Source organism: Streptomyces sudanensis (assembly GCF_023614315.1).
GTDB classification, from domain to species: Bacteria; Actinomycetota; Actinomycetes; order Streptomycetales; family Streptomycetaceae; genus Streptomyces; species Streptomyces sudanensis.
Genome location: NZ_CP095474.1, coordinates 3,656,261 through 3,677,134, shown reverse-complemented (window position 1 = coordinate 3,677,134; position 20,874 = coordinate 3,656,261). Strand labels below are relative to the sequence as shown.

The window sequence follows — 20,874 nt, the reverse complement described above, 5'->3', positions numbered from 1 at the left end:
GCGCGGGCGGGTCCGGGGGTCATCGCTCGGCTCCTTCCGCCACGGCGTCCCACATGCGGCCGGCCGCGGCTCTGTCCAGGGGCTTGTCCCGGTCGCGTACGAGCCCCGTGAGCAGGCCGCGCAACCGGTCGCGGTCCCGGGGGGTGGCGGCGAGCAGCGGCAGCAGGCCGTCGACCGGCCGCAGGGCCTCGGGGTCCCGGGCGGCGCGCCGCAGCAGGGAGGCGAGGCCGTCCAGGGCGGGCGCCCCGGAGCGGGGGGTGTTCAGGGCGGCCCGGACGAGCGCGGCCAGCGGGGCCGTCAGACCGGGCCGGGCGCCGAGCAGGGCGAGCAGCAGCGGCCGGGCGCCGTGCGGTTCGAGGTGCGGGACCTCGGTGAGGCCCCAGAGGTGGGTGGTGCGCATGGTGAGCGTGCCGATCGTGGTGAGGAGGACGAGGTCGGCGAGGGCGCGCCGCCCGTCGCCGAGCCAGTCGCCGAGGCGCCGGGTGACGGTCTCGGGGTCGGCGGAGGCCAGGAGCCGCATGACGCTGAAGGAGGCGGTGGCGAGGAGGTCGGCGTCGGCGCCGTCGCCGGCGCGCACGACGGCGCCGAGCGCGTCGAGGGAGGAGCGGACGGAACCGGCGGGCAGGACGTAGCCGTGGGCGAGGACGGCGGTGTCGACCAGGGCGGCGTCGCCGCTCCTGGCCCATTCGCGCAGGACCGCGGCGACGGCCGGCTGGACGCGCGGGTCGCGGGCGGCCTCGGCGAGGGCGGTGGCGGCGGCCATGCGCGGGACGCGGCCGTCGAGGGCGGCGAGGGGGCGGACGAGTTCACCGAAGCCGTACACCCAGTCCCAGGAGCACAGCACGCCGGCGGCGACGGAGGCGCGGACCCACACCTCGGGGCGGGGGTCGTCGCACAGGCCGCGCAGCCAGCGGGCGAGGGGGCCGCGGACGTTGTGGTGGCCGTGCCACACCTCGCGCAGGACGGCGGTGGCGAGGGCGTCGCCCTGGAAGCGGACGACGCGGGCGGGGACGCGGGCGGCGCCCAGGTCGATCTCGCCGTCCTCGACGACGGACCGGGCGATGACGGGCCGGTTGTCGGCGTGGGTGCCGAACAGGCGGCGCCCCGCGGGGTGGGCGGGGTCGAGGGTGACGGCGAGTTCCCAGGCGAGCAGTTCGGCGGCCTCGGCGGTGAGGCTGTACGCGGAGCCGTTGAAGACGGCGACGGCGATGCGGAACGCGGCGGCGTTCAGCGCGGGCAGCGCCTCGGGGAGCGTGCCGGGCCGGTCGGCGCCGGCGAACCAGGCGCGGGCCTGGGCGCGGACGAAGGCGCCGCAGTCGTCGAGGAGCTGGGCGCGGGTGAGTTCGCCCTTCTGGTGGCGGGCGAGGTGCTTGGCGAGCCGCGCGGCCTCGCGGGGGCGCAGTTCGCCCAGGCCCAGGGCGCGCACGACGTCCTCGTGCGCGGCCAGGGCGCGGGCCTCGTCGAGGGCGCCGTCGGGTTCGCCGCGCAGCAGGGCGCGCAGGTGGCGGTGGAGTACCTCGGCGGGCGAGGGGGGCGGGCAGTAGGCGCCGTACCGGCCCTGGAGGAGCCGGTCGGCGAGGTCGCCGCCGTCGACGAGGACCACCCCGTACGACTCCTTGGCGCGGAGCTGGCCGCTGAACCGGTCGAGGTGGAGCTCGGTGAGGCGGCGGTGGGCGCCGGGCGCGGCGCGGTCGTCGTCGCCGGACTCGGGGCCGGTGCCGTCCTCGGGCGGGAGCTCCAGGAGGTAGCCGTGGCCGGGCTGGAGGGTGTCGTCGGCGATCGTGTGGACGGCGGTGGCCGGGTCGAGGCGGGTGACCCGGTCGTCGGTCAGCTCGGAGAGGAGGGCGAGCGCGGTGGCGGTGCGGCCGCTGCCGGGTTCGCCGGTGAGGACGAGCAGTCCGCAGGAGCGCAGGAGCTGCTTCATCCGCTGGTAGCCGGCGGTCTCGCAGTAGACGCCGGCGAGCCGCTCCAGGGTCTCGGCCGGTACGGGGCCCTGCACGGCGGGCGGCCCGGAGTCCACCCAGAACTGGTTGACGAAGGTGTTGTCCTCGAAGACCTGGCCGTCGCCGCGGATGTCGTAGCGGCGTTCGGCGCGGCCGTGTTCGAAGGTGGTGCGGGCGGCGTGGGCGGTGCCGGCGCCGCCGGTGCCGCCGGACCCGCCGAGCGGGTTGCGGCCGGCGTGGTCGAAGGGGTTGGGCGGGGGCTCGGGCGCGCGGTCGGCGTCGGCGCCGTCCCGGTCCCTCTCCCGGTCGCGGTCCCGGTCTCTGTCGCGGTCGCGGTCGCGGTCCGCGGATTCGGGTTCGGCGGCCCGGTGGTCGGGCGGGAGGACGTCCTCGTGGTCGGTCATGCGCCCTCGCCCCCGTCGCGGTCCTTGCGGATGCCGGTGAAACCGCCGCGGATGGTGTTGCCCTCGAACACCTGGAGGTCGCCCCCCGCCCGGTAGCTCCGCCCGGACGGGGGCGCGTCGGCCGTGCGGGGCGGTGGGCCGTCCCCCGGTGTCGGCCCACCGCCGGTCCGTGCGGCACCCGGCGTGCGGTCCCGGGCGGCGGCCGGACGCCCGCCGGAGTCCCCCGGCAGGGGCGGCGCGGACCGCCTGGGGATGTGGAACCAGGCGGTCTCGTCGGTCTCCTTGGCGCGGACGCGGGCGGGCCGGTAGTGGCCGGGCTCGACGTACCGGCCGCCCTCGGAGACGACGTTGTCGTACAGCCAGCCGGAGACGACGACGAGCAGGTCGGCGTCGTCGGCACGGGCCATCACGTCCTTGGCGGCGGCGCTGTCGCACAGCCGGCAGGCGAGGTCCACGGCGCGGCCGACGAGCCCCTCGCCGTCGTCGAGGACGAGACCGGCGTTCATGCCGACGCGCATCCGCAGCCTCGGGTCGCGCCCCGCGTTGTGCTCGCGCAGGCTCTCGTACAGCGTGTCGACCCACCGTCCGACCATCAGGGTGGGCGGTACGTCGGGCCGCAGCGCGGCGAGGATGCCGTCGCCCCGGTCCTCCTGGTGGACGTGTCCGGGGTCGACGCCGACGGCGGCGTACGCCTCGCCGAACGACGCGTACATGGCGGCGCGCATGCGCCTCTTCGCGTCGATGCCCAGCGTCCCGGAGGCGCAGGCGTCCCCGTAGACGACCAGCCGGTGGATGGCTCCCGCACTGCTCACTCGGACTCCCTGGGTGCCGTGATGTGCCGTGGTGCTCGTGGTGACGGGACAAGCCTCGCCGTGCGGCGCGGCGGGCGATGTGGCCGTTTACACACCCGGCGGAGATTTCTCCGCGGGTCCCGCCGGGCCGGGTCCGCGGCCCTGGGCGAGGCGGAGGAGTTCCGCCATGTCGGTGACGACGACCCGGCGCGGGGCGGTGCGGACGACGCCCCGTTCGCGCAGCACGCGCAGGGCCTTGGCGACGGCCTCGCGGGTCGCGCCGATGGCGGCGGCCAGGTCCTGCTGGGGCAGCGGGATCTCCAGGACCGTGCCGCGCGGGCCGGGCCGCCCGGCGCGCTCGGCGAGTTCGGCGAGGCGGGCCGCGAGGCGCTGGAGGACGGTCTCGGAGGCGAGGGAGCGGCGTTCGACGTCGGCGCTGCGCAGCCGGGCGCTGAGCTGCTGCATGATCAGCGAGGTGGCGTGCGGGCGAGCGGCGAGGAAGCGGCGGAACCGGTCACCGGACACGGCCACGGCCCGGACCCGGCCCAGCGCGGTGACGGTGGCACTGCGGGGGCCCCGGTCGACGGCGGCGAGGTCGCCGACGACCTCGCCCGCACCGCGCAGGGCGAGGATGAGGCGCGTGCCGCGCTCGGTGCCGACGGAGACGACGGCCCAGCCGGAGAGCAGGGCCAGGACGTAGGCGGAGGTGTCCCGCTCCCGGATCATGACGGTGCCCGGCTCGTACACACGGGGGGCGCCTTCGGCGAGGAGGGCCCGGCGGTCCTGGGCGGAGAGGGCTTCGAGGAAGGACAGGTCCTGGCCGAAAAGACTCATTTCCGTTCCCCTCACCGCGCGTCGCACACCCGAACGGACAGCCGCGTACCCGGCCGCTCCGCGTGGGAGCCCGGCGCCGTCCGGTGGGGGGAGGCTTTCCAAGGAACCCTGGGTAAAGCCCTGTTGACGTCGCGGCACTCCTTCGGGTGACGAACGCTATGGGGCTCGGTTCAGGACCGTCAACAAAATCACCGGCACACCGGGCGCACGCGATTCCGTTCCGCGCCCCCGGTGCTACCCGGCCGCCCCTTGCCACTGTCCTCCGCACCGTGTACGGGCCCCGCCGCTACCGGCCAGCCCCGCGGCCGGGGGGACGCTTTCATCTCGCCGGCCTGGACCCGATCGGCGGGCCGGGCCCCGGCACGGGTCACTGACCGCCCCAGGCGGGAACGAACTACGAAAATCTTGTTCCCGCGGGTCGAAATCCGGCTGGGCGTACGGAAGATTGACCCTGACGGTCCGGGTACCTCCCGGGGCCGGGACAGGGTCGCGGCGGAGTGGCGCCGAGAAGCGCCGCCGGACGCTCGGAGGGGCGATGCTGGCCAGGGAGTACGGCTACCGGGTGCTCCCGGGGAAGGCGATCGACACGCGGTCGACTGCCCGGTTCCTGCAGGAGTGGCGGCGGAGGGCCGCCACCGCGTCGAAGTCCTCCAAAGTGCTGGTGTGTTGGGGCTTCGTGGGCCTCGCCTGCGTTCTGGTCTATGCGACCGGATCCTGGCCGGTCGAAGCGCGTCTGCTGGCGGTGGTAGCCTGGACCGCGCTCTGTGCCGTGCTGTTCCGGGCGGGTAAGCGCATGATCACAGCTCCGGTGACTCAGGCGGAGAGCGTCCTCACCCGGGCACCGTGGCAGGTGTGGCCGTGCCGGGTCGAGGGGGACGAGTGGCTCTCCGGCACGTACCTCTGCCGGATCTCTCTCCTCGCCCCCGATCGCCAGGTGGCGCGTGCCTTCCAGGGGTACGTTCCCGAGGGTGCGTGGCGGGCCATGACGGACGGCCTGGGGCTCCTTCTGGTCTGCGGCGATCTGCGCCACACCGTCGCGATCGCCACGGAGGCGGGTGAGCCCGTATGGCTCGCGAAGCCCGTTCCCATACCGGACCGCTCGATCGGCAGCACCGGCGAGCAGCCGGGCATGGTCGAGAACCTGATCTTTCAGGCCATGGGCAATGCGGCGGGTGGCTGGCTGAACGACAACCTGTGACGTTTTCCCGGCCACAGGCGATCGAGGATCTCCGGACCGAGATCGCCACACGCCCTGTGCGGACGCTGCGCGGCCCTCGAACCGGTGCGACTGACTGCCCGCCGACGAGGTCCCGTGGCGCCTCCACGGGATCGGGCGTCACCGCCCTCAGCCCTCACCGTGGCTCCGGGGTCACGATGCACGCCTCCGCCCCGGGTGCGGACGGACCGGCTCGTACGGTTTCCGTCCGTGTCCGACCGTCCGCACTCACGGGTGGTCCAACGCCGGTCAGCCGAGCTGGGTCTGGACCCGGGAGGAGATCAGTTCCAGGTGGTCCAGGTCGTGGAGGTCGAGGATCTGGAGGTACACGCGGGAGCTGCCCAGCTCCGCGTACCGGCCGATCTTGTCGACGACCTCGGCGGGCGAACCCGCCAGGCCGTTCTCCTTCAGCTCGTCCACGTCCCGGCCGATGGCCGCCGCCCGGCGGGCCACCTCCGCGTCGTCCTTGCCGACGCACACCACCAGGGCGTTGGAGTACACCAGGTCGTTGGCGTCCCGCCCGGCCTCCTCGGCGGCCGCGCGGACCCGGCCGAACTGGCGCTCGGTGTCCGCGAGGGAGGCGAACGGGATGTTGAACTCGTCGGCGTACCGGGCCGCCAGGCGCGGCGTGCGGGTCGCGCCGAGGCCGCCGATCAGGATCGGCACCCTGGGCTGTGCCGGCTTGGGCAGCGCCGGGGAGTCGGTCAGCCGGTAGTGCCTCCCCTCGTAGCTGAAGGTCTTGCCCGTCTCCGTGCCCCACAGGCCGGTGACGATGGCGAGTTGCTCCTCCAGGCGGCCGAACTTCTCCTTGGGGAACGGAATGCCGTACGCCGTGTGCTCCGCCTCGTACCAGCCGGCGCCCAGACCCAGTTCGACCCGGCCGCCGGACATCCGGTCGACCTGGGCCACCTGGATCGCGAGCACTCCGGGGAGCCGGAACGTCGCGGCCGTCATCAGGGTGCCGAGGCGGATGCGCCGGGTCTCGCGAGCCAGGCCCGCCAGGGTGATCCAGGCGTCCGTCGGGCCGGGCAGACCGGTCACGGACCCCATGTGCAGGTAGTGGTCGGACCGGAAGAAGGCGTCGAACCCGAGGTCCTCGGTGGCCTTGGCGACGGTGAGCAGGGTCTCGTAGTCGGCGCCCTGCTGCGGTTCGGTGAAGATGCGCAGATCCATGTGCCCATCCTGCACCGGCGGGCGCCCTCCGCCGGGCCGCGACGGGCGGCGCCCGGCGCTCCCGAGCCCACCCGGCGGGCGCGGTACCTCTCGGAACGGCTGCTCGGCCGGGTCCGCCGGAACTGGCGGATCATCATTTCGGCGTGTCCCGACCGCCATCCCCTCCCGCGCCGGTTTCGCCAGACCTCCCGGACCTCCCGGACCTCCCAGGGCTTCCAGGGCTTCCAGGGCTTCCAGGGCTTCGGACCCTCCGGGACGGCCGGGTGCGTCGGACCGACGAAACCGGCGGAACCGGCGGAACCGGCGGAATCGGCGGAGCCGGTGGAACCGGCGGCAACGTCACCTCGGGACGCCCGGGTTGGCCTGACCGCGTCCGCCTCCCGCGCCGGCCGGTCGTGCCTCCGGTGCGCCGCCCGGTGCCGCCCCGCCCCGGTCCCGCTCTCCGTCCGGCCGGTCGGGGGGCCGGGTCCGATCGTGCACCGCCATCCGGCGCAGCATGGCGCGCACCCGGTCACCGGCTTCGTCGGCCGCGTCGATCGCCTCGACGCACTGCCAGTACAGGCCCTCCTCGTCCGTGGTGCAGGCGACACCGACGAGGGCCATGCCCACCTCCCCGAGCAGCGCCCCGAGCGCCGTCAACGTGCCGCGGGGATCGAGGACTTCGGACAGCCTCGACGCCGCCGCCCCCGTCCGCGGCACCGGATGTCCCGGGGTCGCGCCCCCTCGGCCGCCGATCTCACCGAGCCCGCGCGCCTCGCCTCTCAGTTCCCTCGGCCCGAGCAGGGCCAGATGGTCCCCGATCGCCTGGGCGAGACACTGCGCCTGCCAGGCGGACGCCATGATGTCGGGCACCGCCCGGCTCTCGGCGAGATCGTTCCGACTGAGGGAGATGAGCCGTTCCGCGTCCATGTCCGCCGCCCCCGTTCATACGACTCTCCACTGCGAATTCACTACCCAGAGTGAGGCTGTTCGAGCCGAAGCGCCAGAGGAATTCGGAAATCTGTGGACAGGAAGCTCGGTGTGGACAACTCCGTCACTCCGAAGAGTGACGATCGTGTCGTGCGGAGCGCCCCGGTGGCCGCCCCACGGGGAAGCGCCGCTCGTTCCGGTCGATCTTCGCGGAGAGCGCCTCCAGCGGGTCGACCCCCACCGCCCCGCAGAACTGGAGGAGGTAGGCGAGCACGTCCGCCACCTCGTCGGCCACGCGGTGCGCCGTCTCCGGGTCGTCCATCACCCGGTCGGCCTCTTCCGGGGTCAGCCACTGGAAGATCTCCAGCAGTTCGGCCGCCTCGACGCTGAGCGCCGCCGCCAGGTTCTTCGGGGTGTGGTACGGCTGCCAGGCGCGCGAAGCGGCGAACTCGGCCAGCCTGCGCTGCAGTCCCTGCACGTCCGGTTCTGTCACGGTGACAGGTCTATCACCGCCGCCCCGGCCACCTGCCCCTCACCCCCGTCCGGACCGGGCACCGCCCCCGGTCCCGGCCCCGTGGTGTGCGGGTGGGGGGACGGCGAGTGGCCGACGGGGTGCGCGGGGATGCCGCGGTCCTCGTCCACGACCCATCCGCACGGGGCCCGCGCGGTCCGTCCTTCACGGGGCCCGGGAGGTCCGTCCACCGCGGGCGGCCGACTGCGGCCCCCGGCCTCCGGGGCTCGTCGGCCGTCGGGGCCCGCCGAGGCCGGCCGCACGCCCGTTCCGCCCCGTCACCACCGCCCCGTCACCGCCGCCCCGCCAATGTCATCCCGCCAGTGTCATCTCGCCGGTGTCACCCCGCCGGCGCGCCCCGCCGGTGCCGTCGCGCCGACGCCGTCCCGTCACCACCGCTCCGTCGCGGGACCGTCAGGCGTGCGGTACGGCGGCCGCCGCCGTACCCTCGACCTCCGTGCCGGCGGGCGTGAGGAGGAAGACGTTCCGGTCGACCCGGTGCATGGAGCTGCCGAGGCCGAAGACGACCCCGCTGCTGAAGTCCAGGACGCGCTTGGCCACCTCGGTGTCGGCGCTCGTCAGGTCCAGCAGGACGGGAACCTGGGCGACGAGGTGCTCGGCGACCTCCCGCGCGTCCGCGAAGACCTGCACCCGCAGGACCACCATGCGGCGCTGCGCTCCGGCGCCGGGGTCCTGGGGCATCGTCCGGTGGTCGGCCCGGGACGGCCACTCGTCGCGCCCCCGCAGCGGGACCACCTGCGCCAGGCCCTCCCACTGCTCGTCGGTGGCGTCGTAGCTCTCGTACCTACTCATGCGTCCATCCTGGCGCCCCTCACCCGTTCGGCCCAACTCCGACACGGTTCGTATCGCACCGGTCCTCCCTGCCGGGCCCCGCGAAGGGATCGGCGGGTGCCGGGCGGCGGTTCCGCGCGGCCCGCCGCCCGCCTCCCGCCCGCGGCGCGGACAGGGCGGGAGATGGGACGGGGCGGAACGGGACGCGAGGGGGCGGGACGCGAAGATACCGCCCTAGGGGTGCGGCGGGGAAGGCGCGGCGGGGAGGGAACCGGTCGTACCCCGGTTCCCGCGCCGTCCTCCCCCGTCGCGGACGCGGGGCGGCCACCGGGCCGTACGAGGGGGGCTCCGCCCTTTGCGCGGGCCGCCGCAGGGCCCACAGTGGAGGGAGAGGGTCGTGGAAGCGACCGCCGGCACCGAGACCGTGTCCGGGAGGCCGTCATGGGGCAGCACACTCCGGTTCGGGGCGTTCCGCGGGACTCCGTCCGGGAGGAGGGGCGGGCCGCCGGGAGCGACCCGGCTCCGCAAGGCGTACCGGTCCCGCAGGGCGTACCAGTCTCGCAGGACGCACCGGTCCCGCAGGACGCACCGGTCCCGCAGGACGTACCGGTCCCGCAGGGCGTACCGGTCCTGGAACGGGCCGTCCGGGACGTGATGCGGACGTCGCTGGTGACCGTCGCGGCCGGGGAGACGGTGCTCGCCGCGTGGGAGCTGCTGGAGCGGTCGGGGGCGGGGTACCTGCCCGTGGTCCTGCCGGACGGGCGCTGCGCCGGGCTGCTGGACCGGGCCGAGGTCGCGGTCGCCTGCGCGGCGCCCGCCGTGTCGCTGTCCCGGCGCTACGCACGCGAGCTGGCCCGCTCCCACAGGTGCGTGGTGGTGAACGAGGAGGACACGGTGGGCCGGGCGCTGGCGGTGATGGACGCGAACGGCTGCGACGCGCTGCCGGCCGTCGGCGGCGACGGGACGCTGGCCGGGCTGCTCACGGCCGCCGACGTGGTGTCGGCGCTGGTCGGACGCCGTCCCGAGGCCCTGGCCGGCGCGGGCGCGCGGCCGCCGTACCCGTACCCGGTGATGCCCGGCCTGCCGCCCCGGCGGGACGGCCGGGTGTCCCCGGTGCCGTGAGGCGGGACGCGGCGGGGCGACGGACGGGGCGGCGGGGCGACGGATGTGGCGGTGGGGTGACAGGGCGGGGGCGAAGGAGGTGGCGTGATGGCGAACGAGGCCGAGCGGGGCCGTGACCGGAACCGCGGGCGCGAGCCGGATCGCGACCGGGACCGCGGGCGCGGCGGGGCCGTCGGCGCTCCGGGGCCGGGCGGACGGGGCCAGGACGGCGGCGGACGGGGCCAGGACGGTGACGGACGGGGCCGGGACGGCGGCGGACGGGGCGCCCCCGGGGCGCGGCTGCCGGCGCACGGGACCTCGCGGGGGGCGTCGGCCGCCCGGGGGAACCGGCCCGCCCGGGAGGCGCTGTGGCGGGACCGGCCCGTACGGACGATCCGGGTCCCTTCCCTGTTCGGGTGAGCCCGGCGCGCCCGGCGCGTCCGGTACGACGGCGGGCCCGGCACGGGCGGTGAGCCACATGCGCCCGGCGCGTCCGGTACGACCGCGGGTCCGCCGGGTCCGCCGGGTCCGCCGGGTCCGGCACGTCCGGGCGGATCAGACGGTGAAGGGGCGCTGCGCGAGGAACGACTCGGCCGGCCGGCCGGACAGGTGGAAGTTGGGGCTCTGGCTGGCGGGCATGCGGCGGACGATGGCGCGGTGGAAGGCCCGGTGTCCGCCGCGGTAGGCCCCCCTGTCCCAGACCTCCAGCAGCGTCCCGGTGAACCTGCCGTTCACCGGGCCGTCCGCGGCGACCTGGTTGTCCTGGCAGGCGGAGATCAGCAGCGCGTCCGCGGGGCGCCCCGGTGCGCGCAGCTCCTGCTGGAGCCCGCGGAAGAACTCCTTGTCGCGCTGGTAGAGGGTGCCCTGCCGGGCGACGGGCATGAGGCGGGACACCTCCTCGACCTCGTCGCGGTCCGCCGTGCCGAACTGGTCGCGCAGCGCCTCCGGCGTGAGCAGGTCGCGCACCTCGATGCCGCTGCCGCTGTGGCAGCAGTCGAGCAGGACCAGGGTGCGCACGCCGTCGGCGAAGCGGGCGAGCTCGCGGTTCAGCTCGTCGTCGAGGTACTGCCTGTCGTACAGCACGAGCGTCTCGTCGAGGGCGTCCGGCTCGTCGTCGCCGGCGGTCTCGTCCGGGACCTGGCCGCCGTGCCCGGAGTACGTCAGCAGGAAGGCGTCCCCCTCGCGGAGGCGGCCCGCCGCCTCGCGCAGGGCGGCGGTGACGCCTTCGACGGTGGCCTCGCCGGTGAGCAGGACGGTGTCGGCGTAACCGGCGTCGCGGGCCAGGGCGGCCATGTCGCGGGCGTCGTTCTCGCAGGCGACGAGGCGGCCGTCCCAGCCGTCGTAGCGGGCGGGATCGACCGTGTTGAGTCCGATGTGCAGGGAGAGGCCGGTGGCACCCATGGGTCCTCCTGGGGGGCGGCTGCGGGGGCGGTCGGCCCATTCCTTCCGCGCGTGGCACTCCGGCGAACCGCGGGCGGGCGGCCGGGCGGGGAGATCCGCCTGAACGGGCCCGTCCACCGGGTCCCGGCCCGCCCCCGGGCGGGGCCCGCGCACCACCGGCTCCTGCGCTGATGGGGTGGCGCGGGCCGCCGCGCCGTGGGGAGACCCCCGCCGCACGGTATCGGGCATATCGTGATCTCTTCTGATGATTCGGAGAGGCCGGGAGGATCCCTGGCCGACCGCGACGGCTACGACGAGGGCTTCCTCGGCCCCGTCGTGCCGCTGCCGCGTCTCACCGCGCCCCGCGTCGAGACGGTCGTCCTGCCGTACACGCACTTCAGCGTGGTGCTGCGGCCCGACCGGCGGCTCGCGGCGGCCACCGCCGTGTGCGTCGACGGCGGGCACCTGGTCGAGGACGTGCCGCGCACCGACGACTGGCGGTACGACCCGCGCGTGCCGGAGGAGTGGCAGGCCGGGCCCGAGGTGTACCGGAACAACTCCCTGGACCGGGGCCACCTGGTGCGCCGCCTCGACCCGGTGTGGGGCGCGGCGGCGGTGGCGGTGCGGGCGGACGGCGACACGTTCCACTACACCAACGCCGCCCCGCAGGCCGACGTGTTCAACCAGGGCAAGCAGGTCTGGCAGGGCCTGGAGAACCACCTGCTGGACCACGCCGCCCGCTACGACCGCCGGCTGACGGTGCTCACCGGTCCCGTCCTGCACGACGCCGACCCGCCGTACCGGGGCGTGCAGGTGCCGCTGCGGTTCTGGAAGGTCGCCGCGTTCCTCCACGGCGGGGCGCTCGCGGCGACGGCGTACGTCCTCGACCAGAGCCCCGACCTGACGCGGGACGCCGACCGGGCGCTCGCCGGGGCGGTGCCGGGCGCGCCGCCGCCGCTGGGCGCGTTCCGCACGTACCAGGTGCCGGTGGCGGACGTGGGACTGCTGACCGGCCTGGACCTGGGGCCGCTGCCGGCCGCCGACCTGATGCCGCCGACACGCGCCCCGGAGTCCCGGTGGCGGCGCCTGGAAGCGCCCGACGAGACCCTCCTGGCCCTCTGACCGGCGGCGCCCGGCCCGGAACGCAGTCCTGCGGCACCCGGTCCCGCCGGACCCGGTCCCGCGGCCCCCCGTTCGGAACGCCGGTCGCGGGCGCGAGCCCGGCCGCCGCGGCGCCGGCGGGCACCCCCGTGCGGCGGGCGAGCACCCTTCGCACCGGCCGGTGCGGGAGCCCGCACGGCGGGCGTCCGGCCGGCCGCGTGACCGGATTGCACCGGCACGCACCCGGTGTGACCATGGCGGAAGAGGGCCGAAGGGGGGTTCGGAACGACCGGGAGGGCGACCGCGCGGCGACGACCGGGCAGGTGCCGAATGCCGTTGGAGACTCCCGAGTGGGACAAGGTCACCGAGTGGGTGCGGGAGTACCTGCTGGACTCCGTCGACCCCCACACCCAGCTGCGGCACGCCGGCTTCGCCCCCGAGTTCATCGGCGGCCTCCCGCTGACCGCCGTCAGCTCCCACAACGCGCGCGTGCTCGTCCAGGCGTCGCGCGGGAGCATCGGCGGGCAGGTGCGGTTGCTCCAGGCTCTGGTCCTCGAGGACCGGCTGCGCACCCTGCCGTACGTCAGGGACGCCGAGGAGTACCTGGCCCGGCTGGAGCGGGACGCCGAGGAGCACGCCTCGCAGGACGTGTTCCGCACGTGCCTGCTGCGCGGCGGCACGGAGGTGTTCCTCGACCGGGAGGACCTGCGCGAGACGCTGCGCGAGTTCGTGGCGGACGACCAGAAGTCGGTGCTGCTCGTCGACGGCGAACCCTGCAGCGGCCGCTCGTACACGTACGCCTTCATCCGGCACCTCGCCCAGCACCGCGACTTCCGCCCGGCGCGGGTCCTGCTGGGTCCGGCCGCGACGGCCACCAAGGTCGTGCGGCGCCTCGCGTCGTTCGTGTCCGACCCGGGCGCGGGGGTCGTGCCGCCCGTGGCGACGGACTTCGACGATCCGCTGCCGGCGCTCGACGAGGTGGTGCACTGGGTGGTCGTCCAGGCGACCGGCTCGGAGGGCCTGTTCTGGTTCGTGCTGGACGACTGCGACCGGCTCGACCCGGGCTCCGACGTGTGGGACCTGATCGGCCAGCTCGCCCTCGCCATCTACGAGTACGAGCCCGTGCGCCGCGCCCGCGCGCCGCGCCTGGTGCTCCTCGGCTACGGGGAGGCGATGCGGCAGCTGCCGTACGAGCTGCGGCACAGCCTGTGCCGGGACCGGGCGCGGACCGCCGGGCCGGACGAGGTGCGGGCCTTCTTCGACCGGTACGTCCACGAGCAGCCGCCCCCCTCGCTGGCCGCGCTGGCGGCCGGGGAGCGGGAGGAGGCGCTCGCCGGGCTGGTCGACGACGCCGTGGAGGGGGTCTTCGCGGCCGTCGGCGGCACGGACGCGGGCGGCCCGGAGGGCGTCGGCGGCGCGGGCGGCACGGACGGGGAGAGCTACATGCGGCGGCTGGGCACCGCGGTGGAGGAGGCGGTCCGTGTCTACCGCGCCCTTCCGTGACACCCCCGGAGCCGGGACCCCCGAAGCCGGGGCGCTCGGCCCCGAGGCGCTGCGCGAGCGGTTCCGGGCCCGGCTGCGGCAGGAGCTGCGCCCCGCCGCCGGGCCGCCCTGTGCGGTGCCGGACGCCCGGAGCGGCTACCGGCGCGCGGCCTGCCTGCTCACCTCGTTCGACCCGCACCGGCTGCGGCTGCCGGGGGAAGCCGAGCCGACGGGGCGGGCCGTGATGGAGCTGGCCGCGGACTGCGCGGCGACCGGCATGGCGGACCGCACGGAGTGGACGCTGAAACCCGAGGTGCGCGAGGAGACGCTGCGCGCCCTGCCGGGCCCCGGGGAGGCGCTGCGCTCCCTGGAGGCCAACCTCGACGCGGCGCCCGAGGGGCCGGGCCCCGAGCGGGTGTGCCTCGCGGTGCTGCGGGGACGTGCGCCCGAAACGGCCGGGGCGGGGCCGGACGAGCTGTCCGACGTGCTCCAGGCCGTGCTGTGGCTGTCGCTGGTGCCGGGCGTGACGGGGCTGCCGGACGCCCGCTCCGTACAGGAGGAACTGGAGACGGCCCGGCTGCTCCAGCCGCTGGAGCGCCTGGCGCGGGTGCCGTCGTTCGTGGGCCGGGAGGCCGAGCTGGCCAGGCTGCGCGACTTCGTCCATGCACCGGGGGACGCGGCCGGCGCGGACCCGGCCGCGCCGGCGCGGCTGACGGTGCTCGTGGTGCACGGGCCCGGCGGCATGGGCAAGAGCACGCTCCTGGGCAACTTCCTGCTGGACGCCCTGCGGGAAGGGCGGGACGGGGCGGAGAAGCGGGACGAGGCCGAGGGGCAGGACCGGGCGGAGAAGCGGTATGGGGCGGAGGAGCAGGACGAGGCGGAGAAGCGGCCCGGAGCGGAGAGACNGGGCNGGGGCCGGCGGGGNTTCCCGTTCCCCTTCGCGTACATCGACTTCGAGCGGCCCACCCTGTCGGTGCACGAGCCGGTGACGCTGATCGCGGAGGCGGCCCGCCAACTGGGCGTCCAGTACCCGGCGTTCCGCGCCGAACTGGACGCGCTGGCCGCCGCGTGCCAGGAGGAGGCGCGCGTGCAGCGGGCGGAGGAGGAGCGGGTCGCCGAGTTCAACCGGCTGGCGACCACCCGGGCGGGGCTCGGGCGGCGGACGTCGCGGCAGTTCCTGGCGGGGGCGAGCGAACGGGAGAGCGCGCTGTTCCGGCGGGTCGGCGAGGTGCTGCGGCGGGCGGTGCCGGGCGACGTGCCGTTCGTGACGGTCATCGACTCGTTCGAGGAGGCCCAGTACCGGGGTTCGCCGGCGCTGGGCCGAATGTGGGCGGTGTTCCTGGCGCTGGCGGAGGCGTACCCGCGGGTGCGGGCCGTCGTGTCGGGGCGGTCGCCGGTCGGGCACCCGGGGGCCGGGTCGCTGCCGGTGGAGATCGAGCTGTGCGACCTGGACCCCGAGGCGTCCGTGCGGCTGCTCGGGGCGTGCGGGGTGCGGGACCCGGAGCTGGCGCGGGTGCTGGCCGAACGGGTCGGCGGGCATCCGCTGAGCCTGCGGCTCGCGGCGCGGGCGGCGGCGCTGGCCGGGTCGGACGCCAAGGGCGTGGCGGAGCTGGTCGGCAGCCTCCCGGCGCGGCGCCGGGACTTCTTTCGCCGCGTCGACCAGCTGCTTGTGCAGGGCGTCCTGTACGAGCGGATCCTCCAGCACGTCCCCGACCCGGACGTGCGGCGCCTGGCCCGTGCCGGACTGGTGCTGCGGCTGATCACGCCGGACGTCATCCGGGAGGTGCTGGCCGAACCGTGCGGGGTGGCCGTGGCGGGGCCGGAGGAGGCGCGGCGGCTGTTCGGGACGCTGTCACGGCTGGACCTGGTCGAGCCCCGGGGCCCGCAGGCGGTACGGGTGCGGGCGGACGTCCGGGCGATCATGCTGCGGCTGGCCGGGAGCGATCCGGAGTCGCCGACGCGGGAGGTGGAGCGCAGGGCCGTGGCGTACTACGCGGCACGGGAGGGCCTGGAGGCGCGGGCCGAGGAGATCTACCACCGGCTGCGGCGGGGCGAGGACCCGCGCACCGTGGAGGAGCGGTGGCTGCCCGGTGTGGAGCGGCTGCTGGAGGGGGCGCAGGACGAGGTGGGCCCCCGGGCGGCGGCGCTGCTGGACGCGCACCGGCGGCGCGGCGGGGCGTCGGACCTGGTGATGGCGGAGGCCGACCGGGAGGACTGGGAGCGGATCGCCGGCCGCGAGGTGGAGGACCTGCTGGCGCAGGGGTTCACCGAGGAGGCGCTGGTCCGGCTGGCCGAGCGGCGCCCGTGGACGCCGTGCAGCGCCCTGCACGCGCTGCTGGCGGAGGCCCTGGACCGGGCGGGCCGGCGGGCGGAGGCGCGGCGGACGCTGTCCGACGCGATCGACGCCGCGCGGGAGGCGGACTGCGGGGAGCGGCAGCTGGAGCTGCTGCTGCTGTCGGCGCGGCTCGCGGAGGAGGACGGCGACGCCGACGGCGCCGACCGGGACCTGCGGCTCGCGGAGGACGTGGCGATCGGCCTGGGGCAGGACCTGGAGGCGATGGGCACGCTGCTGGCCAGGGCGCGGCTGGCGGCCGACGCGGACGTGCCCGACCGGGACGCGGACACCCGGCTCGCGCGGCGGCTGCGGCAGGTCCCGGACGAGAAGCTGGCCGGCCAGCCGTCGCTGGTGCGGGCGGCGGCGTCCCGGGTGTACACGCTGGACGCGCGGGCGCTGGACCACGCGCTGGAGCTGGTGGGGCTGCCGGAGGGCGACGAGGTGCTGGAGGCGCTGGGGGCGGGGCTGCGGCGGGCGGTGGCGGCCGATCCGGCGCTGCTGCGTCCGCTGATGGACCTGCTGCGCTCGGCGGCCGGCGGCCGCGGCGCGTCCGGGCCGCCGCTGGCGGACGTCACGGGCATCCTGCGGCTGGCGCGGGACCGGGGTGCGCTGGACGGGCTGGCGCGGCGGCTGCTGGTGCTGCGCGACGGCAGCGGGCAGATCGCGGCGGGCGTGGCCGCCGCCCTGCGCGGCGACGGGGAAGGCGGTGACCTGCCGTGACGGGCGGAACGGGCGGAATGGACGGAACGGGCACCTGGGGGTATCTGACGCGGGAGGCCGTGCTGGCCGTGCGGGACGCGGCCCTGGAGGCGGGCCTGACCGATCCGGCGGTACGGCCGCTGCTCTTCGACGGAATCATGCCCCGGTACCGGGCGACGCTGCCGCTGCTGGCCGCGCCCGGGTTGCAGGTGCAGTCGGACCTGGTGGAGATGAACCGGGTCGAGCGGCTGGTCGACGGGTCGGTGCCGCTGGAGACCTGGCTGCGCAACGCGGTCGCCCAGACCACGGCCGCCGCCCCGATGGCGGTGCTCCAGCGGGCCCTGGACGACGTGGCGCGGGACGCGGGCGGCGAGCCGGACGTGTTCGCCGACCGGCCGGTGCCGGAGATCAAGGAGGAGATCGTCCACCGGGACGACACGGTGCCGTTCGGGTTCCTGCGGGGCGGGGACGCGGCGGGCGCGGCGGTCGCGCGGATCAAGGTGCCGCCGTACGAGGGCGGCCGGCCGCTCCAGCCGAACGGCTTCCCCCACTCGGGCACCGCCTGGCTGGTCACCCCGGACCTGCTCGTCACCAACCACCACGTCGTCAACGCCCGTACCGGATCGGGCGGCAGGCGCCCCACGGCCGGCCCGGAGGACCTGCTGCTCCAGGCGCGCGGCGCGCGGGTCCGCTTCGACTACGAGAGCGACGACACGGGGAGCGAGGAGGCCGCCGTGCGGGAGCTGGCCGCCGCCGACGCGGAGCTGGACTACGCCGTGCTGCGGCTCGCGGAGCCCTCCGCCCGGCCGGTGCTGCCGCTGGCCGGGCGGACGCTGCGGGTCGCGGCGGGCGACGTGGTGGCCGTCAACATCATCCAGCACCCCGGCGGCGCCCCCAAGCGGGTCGCGCTCCGCAACAACCTGGTGTTCGAGGCGGACGAGCGGGACCTGCGGTACTTCACCGACACCCGCGGCGGTTCGTCGGGGTCGCCGGTCCTGACGGACGACTGGCTCGTGGTGGCGCTGCACCGGGGCACGCGGCGCGTGGAGAACGTGTCGTTCCAGGGCCGCGGGACGGCGTTCGTGAACGTCGGTACGCAGTTCACCGCCGTCATGGCCCACCTGGCCGCGCACGCCCCGCAGGTCCACGCCGAGATCGAGGCGGCCCAGCGCGTCACGGCCGGACCGCGCCCCTGAGAACCCCCGGGGGCTTCCCCGAAGGGGCTTCCGGGAGTCCCCGAGAGGAGTCCCCGACAGGCCCCCTCGGGGCCCCCTGGGAACCCTCTGGGGGTCCCGGAGAGGAGGAGCACATGGACGGCAGGAACAGGTCACCGGTCGCGGCCGGCCCCCAGGAGGTCTTCGCCGACCTGCGGGCCGTCGCCGACCGGGTGCGGGAGCAACTGGCGCGGGAGGTGCCGGAGTCGGTGCACGAACCGCCCGCCGACCAGGCCCCCGGCGAGGAGATCGGCCGGTTCGCCGCGCAGGAGCGGGCCCGGGTGCTGGAGGCGGGGGCGCGCGGGCTGGAGAAGCTGGCGGAGGGCCGCGACGACGAGGTCGGTGACGACGAGTCGTTCGGGATGGAGGCGATCGTCCTGCTGGAGGGCCGCCCCGCGATCCTCGTGCAGAACGGCGACTTCCCCCCGCAGGAGGGCGACTGGACGGTGCTGGACGGCCAGCGGGCCGCGATCCGGGAGACCCTGGCGCGGGTGGGGCGGGTCGAGGTGTCCGGGCACGTCAGCCTCGACTGGGTGGGCACGGCGTTCCTGGTCGGCGCGGACGTGGTGATGACCAACCGCCACGTCGCGCTGGAGTTCGCCGGGGACGACGCCCCGGGGCGGTGGGCGTTCCGGCCGGGGCTCGGCGCGGCGCTGGACCTGACCCGCGAGTTCGGCGCGCCACCGGGCGTCGCCGGGCCGGCGTACGAGGTGGTGGAGGTCCTCGGCGTCCACCGGGAGGCGGACATGGCGCTGCTGCGGGTCGCCCCCGCGCCGGGCGGGCGGGAGCTGCCGTCGCCGCTGGCCGTGGCGGCGGACGCCCCCGCCGCCCTGCCGGGCCTGCCGGTGTACGTGGTGGGGCACCCGGCGTGGGACGGGCGGCGCAACGAACCCGAGGCGATGCGCCGGATCTTCATGGATGTCTACAACGTCAAGCGCCTCCAGCCGGGCACGGCCGGCGGGCTGCTGCCGGAGCGGAACGTGCTGACGCACGACTGCTCGACGCTCGGCGGCAACAGCGGCTCCCCCGTCCTCGGCCTGGGCGACCACCGGGTCCTGGGCCTCCACTTCGGCGGGCGGTACGGCTTCGGCAACTACGCGGTGCCGCTGTGGACGATGCTGGAGGACCCGCTGGTACGACGCGCGGGGCTGAACTTCGTCTGAGGGCGGGGCGCCGGGGCCCGGACCCTCGCNGNGAGGTAGTCTTCCGCATGGGCCGGGCGGCGGGGTGGCGGAGTGGCGGAGTGGCGGAGTGGCGGAGTGGCGGAGTGGCGGAGTGGGGCGCCGCCCGGCCCGGAGGCCGGGCCGGCCCGGAGGCCCGGGCCGCGCCGGAGGCCCGGGCCGCGTCAGAGGTCCAGGCCGAAGAGGCGGGCGGCGTTGCGCCACAGCACCTGCTCCAGCTCGTCGCCGGTGAAGTGCGCGTCGCGGACGACGCCGAGCGAGACGCACGGGTCGACGAGGGTGGCGTCCGTCCCGAACAGGAGGCGCTCGACGGGCACCCCGGCCTCGCGGGCGTACGCGACGCGCCCCGCGTCGGCGACGGTCCGGCAGTGCTCCAGGTACAGCCGGTCGCAGGCGGCGGCGGCGTGCGCCGCCTCGCGCCAGGCGTCGCCGCCCGCGTGGCCCAGGACGACCCGCAGCCCGGGGCGGGCCTCGACGAGTTCGGGCAGCAGGGTGACCTCGGTGCCCCAGGTGTGCAGCAGGAGCGGTACGCCCGCCTCGGCGACCACGTCGAAGGCGGCGGCCATCTCGGGCGAGCCGGGCAGGCGGCCCGGGTAGGTGGTGTGGATCTTCGCCCCGACGAACCGCCCGGTGTCGAGGCAGCGCCGCAGGTCGGCGGCGCTCTCCTCGATGCGGTTGGGGTTGACGACGGCGTAGCCGAGGAGGCGGGGCCGGGTCGCGAGGGCCTTGTGGAGGGCGGCGTTGCCCGCGACCGCGTCGAACACGACGGCCTCGGCGGCGGAGACGATCTGCAGGTCGATGCCGTAGCGGTCCATCTGGCGGAGGTTGGCGTCGGCGTCGCCGGACGTCAGGTGGAACGGCCAGTGGCCCACGTGGGCGTGCACGTCGATGATCGGCATCAGGCCAGCAGCTCCTCGACGTTCTTCGTGGCGATCGCGGCGCGGTCGTCCGCGGAGATGTCGGCGTACCGCAGTTTCAGCGTCTGGGGCGAGAGGTCCATGAAGGGCGTGCGCGACCCGAAGACGAGGTGGCGGGCGCCGACGGACTCCACCACCCGCTCCAGCGAGTCGGGTCCGGAGAGCATCCGGGTGGTGGCGCGGAAGCCGGGTTCGTCGCGGGCGAGGAGGAGGAAGTCGGCGAGGACGTACGCGTGGAGGTCGAGGAACACCACGTCGGCGCCCAGGCCGGTGAGCGGCGGGCCGAAGCGGCGCGGGTCGCCGTCGTGGAGGAGGACCATGCCGCGCTCGACGGCCAGCCGGACGGTCCTGCGGTAGCCGGGGAAGTCCGGTTCGGCGCCCTGCTCGACGGTGAACAGGCGGAGGAACCGGACGCCCGCGGCGGCGAGTCCCTCCAGGCGGGCCTCGGCGGTGAGGGCGTCGCGCAGGTCGACGGTGCCCACGGGGCACAGCTCGGGGCAGTCGGCGAGGTCCCGGAGCGTCTCGGCGTTGCCGCCCGCGTCGTCGAAGAGGGCGCCGCGCGTGGACAGCGCCAGCGCCCCGGCGACGGGTGAGGCGGCGAGGCGGGCCCGCACCTCGGCCAGGGTGGTGTCGCGGTGGTGCCGGGGCCAGGGGCCGTACAGCACGTCGACGTCCCACCCGACGTGCTCCTCCGCCGTGGGCCGCAGCCAGTCGTACCCGATCACGCCGCCTCCTTCCGTCGACCGGTCGTGACCGGGCCCGAAACTAGGACGGCGAGGGGGCGGCGTCAACGAGGCGGGGCCACGGCCGGACCTCGCGCCGGACCGCGCGCCGGGCGCGGGCCCGCACGGGGGGGCCGGCCCGGAAGGGGGACGGCCGCGGNCCGGNGGG

The 20,874-nt window shown here is 76.1% G+C and carries 17 protein-coding genes; 7 read left to right on the top strand and 10 right to left on the bottom strand.

Going from position 1 to position 20,874, the window contains the following annotated elements; all coding sequences use genetic code 11:
* Positions 1 to 19: 19 nt before the first annotated feature.
* The 3 genes from MW084_RS17005 to MW084_RS16995 all read right to left on the bottom strand — a co-directional run bounded on the left by MW084_RS17005 (position 20) and on the right by MW084_RS16995 (position 3,972).
* The gene (locus MW084_RS17005; RefSeq protein ID WP_010475409.1) at positions 20 to 2,347 is read right to left on the bottom strand and encodes an nSTAND3 domain-containing NTPase; all 2,328 of its coding nucleotides are present in this window, start codon (positions 2,345 to 2,347) and stop codon (positions 20 to 22) included.
* Positions 2,344 to 3,159 (bottom strand): nucleotidyl cyclase domain-containing protein, encoded by an 816-nt coding sequence (locus MW084_RS17000; protein ID WP_010475408.1) that lies wholly within the window; start codon positions 3,157 to 3,159, stop codon positions 2,344 to 2,346. Before MW084_RS17000 ends, MW084_RS17005 begins: the two co-directional genes overlap by 4 nt.
* Positions 3,160 to 3,246: 87 nt before the next feature.
* Positions 3,247 to 3,972, bottom strand: coding sequence for a Crp/Fnr family transcriptional regulator (locus MW084_RS16995; RefSeq protein ID WP_010475407.1), 726 nt, complete (start codon positions 3,970 to 3,972; stop codon positions 3,247 to 3,249).
* 535 nt (positions 3,973 to 4,507) lie between these two features.
* On the opposite strand from MW084_RS16995, the gene MW084_RS16990 reads away from it, so the two are divergent.
* The gene (locus MW084_RS16990) at positions 4,508 to 5,170 is read left to right on the top strand and encodes a hypothetical protein (protein ID WP_255114152.1); all 663 of its coding nucleotides are present in this window, start codon (positions 4,508 to 4,510) and stop codon (positions 5,168 to 5,170) included.
* Positions 5,171 to 5,437: 267 nt separating this feature from the next.
* On the opposite strand, the gene MW084_RS16985 is transcribed toward MW084_RS16990, so the two are convergent.
* The 4 genes from MW084_RS16985 to MW084_RS16970 form a co-directional block, all read right to left on the bottom strand.
* Complete coding sequence (locus tag MW084_RS16985) at positions 5,438 to 6,361, bottom strand: LLM class F420-dependent oxidoreductase (protein WP_010472054.1); 924 nt, start codon at positions 6,359 to 6,361, stop codon at positions 5,438 to 5,440.
* Positions 6,362 to 6,700: 339 nt separating this feature from the next.
* Positions 6,701 to 7,270, bottom strand: coding sequence for a DUF6099 family protein (locus tag MW084_RS16980; protein WP_010472052.1), 570 nt, complete (start codon positions 7,268 to 7,270; stop codon positions 6,701 to 6,703).
* Between the two features lie 124 nt (positions 7,271 to 7,394).
* A complete protein-coding gene (locus tag MW084_RS16975) occupies positions 7,395 to 7,763 on the bottom strand; it encodes a nucleotide pyrophosphohydrolase (RefSeq protein ID WP_029553611.1) in 369 nt (122 codons plus the stop codon).
* A 432-nt stretch (positions 7,764 to 8,195) separates the two neighbouring features.
* A complete protein-coding gene (locus MW084_RS16970) occupies positions 8,196 to 8,594 on the bottom strand; it encodes a cell division protein SepF (RefSeq protein ID WP_010472048.1) in 399 nt (132 codons plus the stop codon).
* A 420-nt stretch (positions 8,595 to 9,014) separates the two neighbouring features.
* Here MW084_RS16970 and MW084_RS16965 point away from each other — a divergent pair, with 420 nt between their 5' ends.
* The gene (locus MW084_RS16965) at positions 9,015 to 9,695 is read left to right on the top strand and encodes a CBS domain-containing protein (RefSeq protein ID WP_010472047.1); all 681 of its coding nucleotides are present in this window, start codon (positions 9,015 to 9,017) and stop codon (positions 9,693 to 9,695) included.
* A 534-nt stretch (positions 9,696 to 10,229) separates the two neighbouring features.
* Here the strand turns inward: MW084_RS16965 and MW084_RS16960 are convergent.
* Positions 10,230 to 11,075 carry a caspase family protein gene (locus MW084_RS16960; RefSeq protein ID WP_010472043.1) on the bottom strand — a complete coding sequence of 282 codons (846 nt, stop codon included), beginning with the start codon at positions 11,073 to 11,075 and terminating at the stop codon, positions 10,230 to 10,232.
* A 231-nt stretch (positions 11,076 to 11,306) separates the two neighbouring features.
* On the opposite strand from MW084_RS16960, the gene MW084_RS16955 reads away from it, so the two are divergent.
* From MW084_RS16955 to MW084_RS16930, 5 genes are all read left to right on the top strand, one after another.
* On the top strand, positions 11,307 to 12,176 hold the full coding sequence (locus MW084_RS16955; RefSeq protein ID WP_106428085.1) for a DNA/RNA non-specific endonuclease: 870 nt from the start codon (positions 11,307 to 11,309) through the stop codon (positions 12,174 to 12,176).
* Between the two features lie 309 nt (positions 12,177 to 12,485).
* The gene (locus tag MW084_RS16950; RefSeq protein ID WP_010472039.1) at positions 12,486 to 13,658 is read left to right on the top strand and encodes a hypothetical protein; all 1,173 of its coding nucleotides are present in this window, start codon (positions 12,486 to 12,488) and stop codon (positions 13,656 to 13,658) included.
* 904 nt (positions 13,659 to 14,562) lie between these two features.
* The coding region (locus MW084_RS16940; RefSeq protein WP_275563661.1) for an ATP-binding protein at positions 14,563 to 16,692 on the top strand (2,130 nt) is incomplete at its 5' end.
* Positions 16,693 to 16,709: 17 nt separating this feature from the next.
* Positions 16,710 to 17,867, top strand: coding sequence for a trypsin-like peptidase domain-containing protein (locus tag MW084_RS16935; protein WP_010472033.1), 1,158 nt, complete (start codon positions 16,710 to 16,712; stop codon positions 17,865 to 17,867).
* A 113-nt stretch (positions 17,868 to 17,980) separates the two neighbouring features.
* A complete protein-coding gene (locus MW084_RS16930) occupies positions 17,981 to 19,048 on the top strand; it encodes a trypsin-like serine peptidase (RefSeq protein WP_010472031.1) in 1,068 nt (355 codons plus the stop codon).
* Positions 19,049 to 19,230: 182 nt separating this feature from the next.
* On the opposite strand, the gene MW084_RS16925 is transcribed toward MW084_RS16930, so the two are convergent.
* Together MW084_RS16925 and MW084_RS16920 are read right to left on the bottom strand one after the other, a co-directional pair.
* A complete protein-coding gene (locus tag MW084_RS16925; protein ID WP_010472029.1) occupies positions 19,231 to 19,965 on the bottom strand; it encodes an amidohydrolase family protein in 735 nt (244 codons plus the stop codon).
* Complete coding sequence (locus MW084_RS16920) at positions 19,965 to 20,708, bottom strand: amidohydrolase family protein (RefSeq protein ID WP_010472026.1); 744 nt, start codon at positions 20,706 to 20,708, stop codon at positions 19,965 to 19,967. Before MW084_RS16920 ends, MW084_RS16925 begins: the two co-directional genes overlap by 1 nt.
* Between the last annotated feature and the right edge of the window lie 166 nt (positions 20,709 to 20,874).

Bases quoted from the DNA above. Each gene is read 5' to 3' on its own strand.
- MW084_RS16980 (WP_010472052.1), bottom strand. From the start codon at position 7,270: ATGGACGCGGAACGGCTCATCTCCCTCAGTCGGAACGATCTCGCCGAG.
- MW084_RS16970 (WP_010472048.1), bottom strand. From the start codon at position 8,594: ATGAGTAGGTACGAGAGCTACGACGCCACCGACGAGCAGTGGGAGGGC.
- MW084_RS16990 (WP_255114152.1), top strand. From the start codon at position 4,508: ATGCTGGCCAGGGAGTACGGCTACCGGGTGCTCCCGGGGAAGGCGATC.
- MW084_RS16935 (WP_010472033.1), top strand. From the start codon at position 16,710: ATGGACGGAACGGGCACCTGGGGGTATCTGACGCGGGAGGCCGTGCTG.
- MW084_RS16930 (WP_010472031.1), top strand. From the start codon at position 17,981: ATGGACGGCAGGAACAGGTCACCGGTCGCGGCCGGCCCCCAGGAGGTC.
- MW084_RS17005 (WP_010475409.1), bottom strand. From the start codon at position 2,347: ATGACCGACCACGAGGACGTCCTCCCGCCCGACCACCGGGCCGCCGAA.
- MW084_RS16960 (WP_010472043.1), bottom strand. From the start codon at position 11,075: ATGGGTGCCACCGGCCTCTCCCTGCACATCGGACTCAACACGGTCGAT.
- MW084_RS16985 (WP_010472054.1), bottom strand. From the start codon at position 6,361: ATGGATCTGCGCATCTTCACCGAACCGCAGCAGGGCGCCGACTACGAG.
- MW084_RS16950 (WP_010472039.1), top strand. From the start codon at position 12,486: ATGCCGTTGGAGACTCCCGAGTGGGACAAGGTCACCGAGTGGGTGCGG.
- MW084_RS16995 (WP_010475407.1), bottom strand. From the start codon at position 3,972: ATGAGTCTTTTCGGCCAGGACCTGTCCTTCCTCGAAGCCCTCTCCGCC.
- MW084_RS16965 (WP_010472047.1), top strand. From the start codon at position 9,015: ATGGGGCAGCACACTCCGGTTCGGGGCGTTCCGCGGGACTCCGTCCGG.
- MW084_RS16925 (WP_010472029.1), bottom strand. From the start codon at position 19,965: ATGCCGATCATCGACGTGCACGCCCACGTGGGCCACTGGCCGTTCCAC.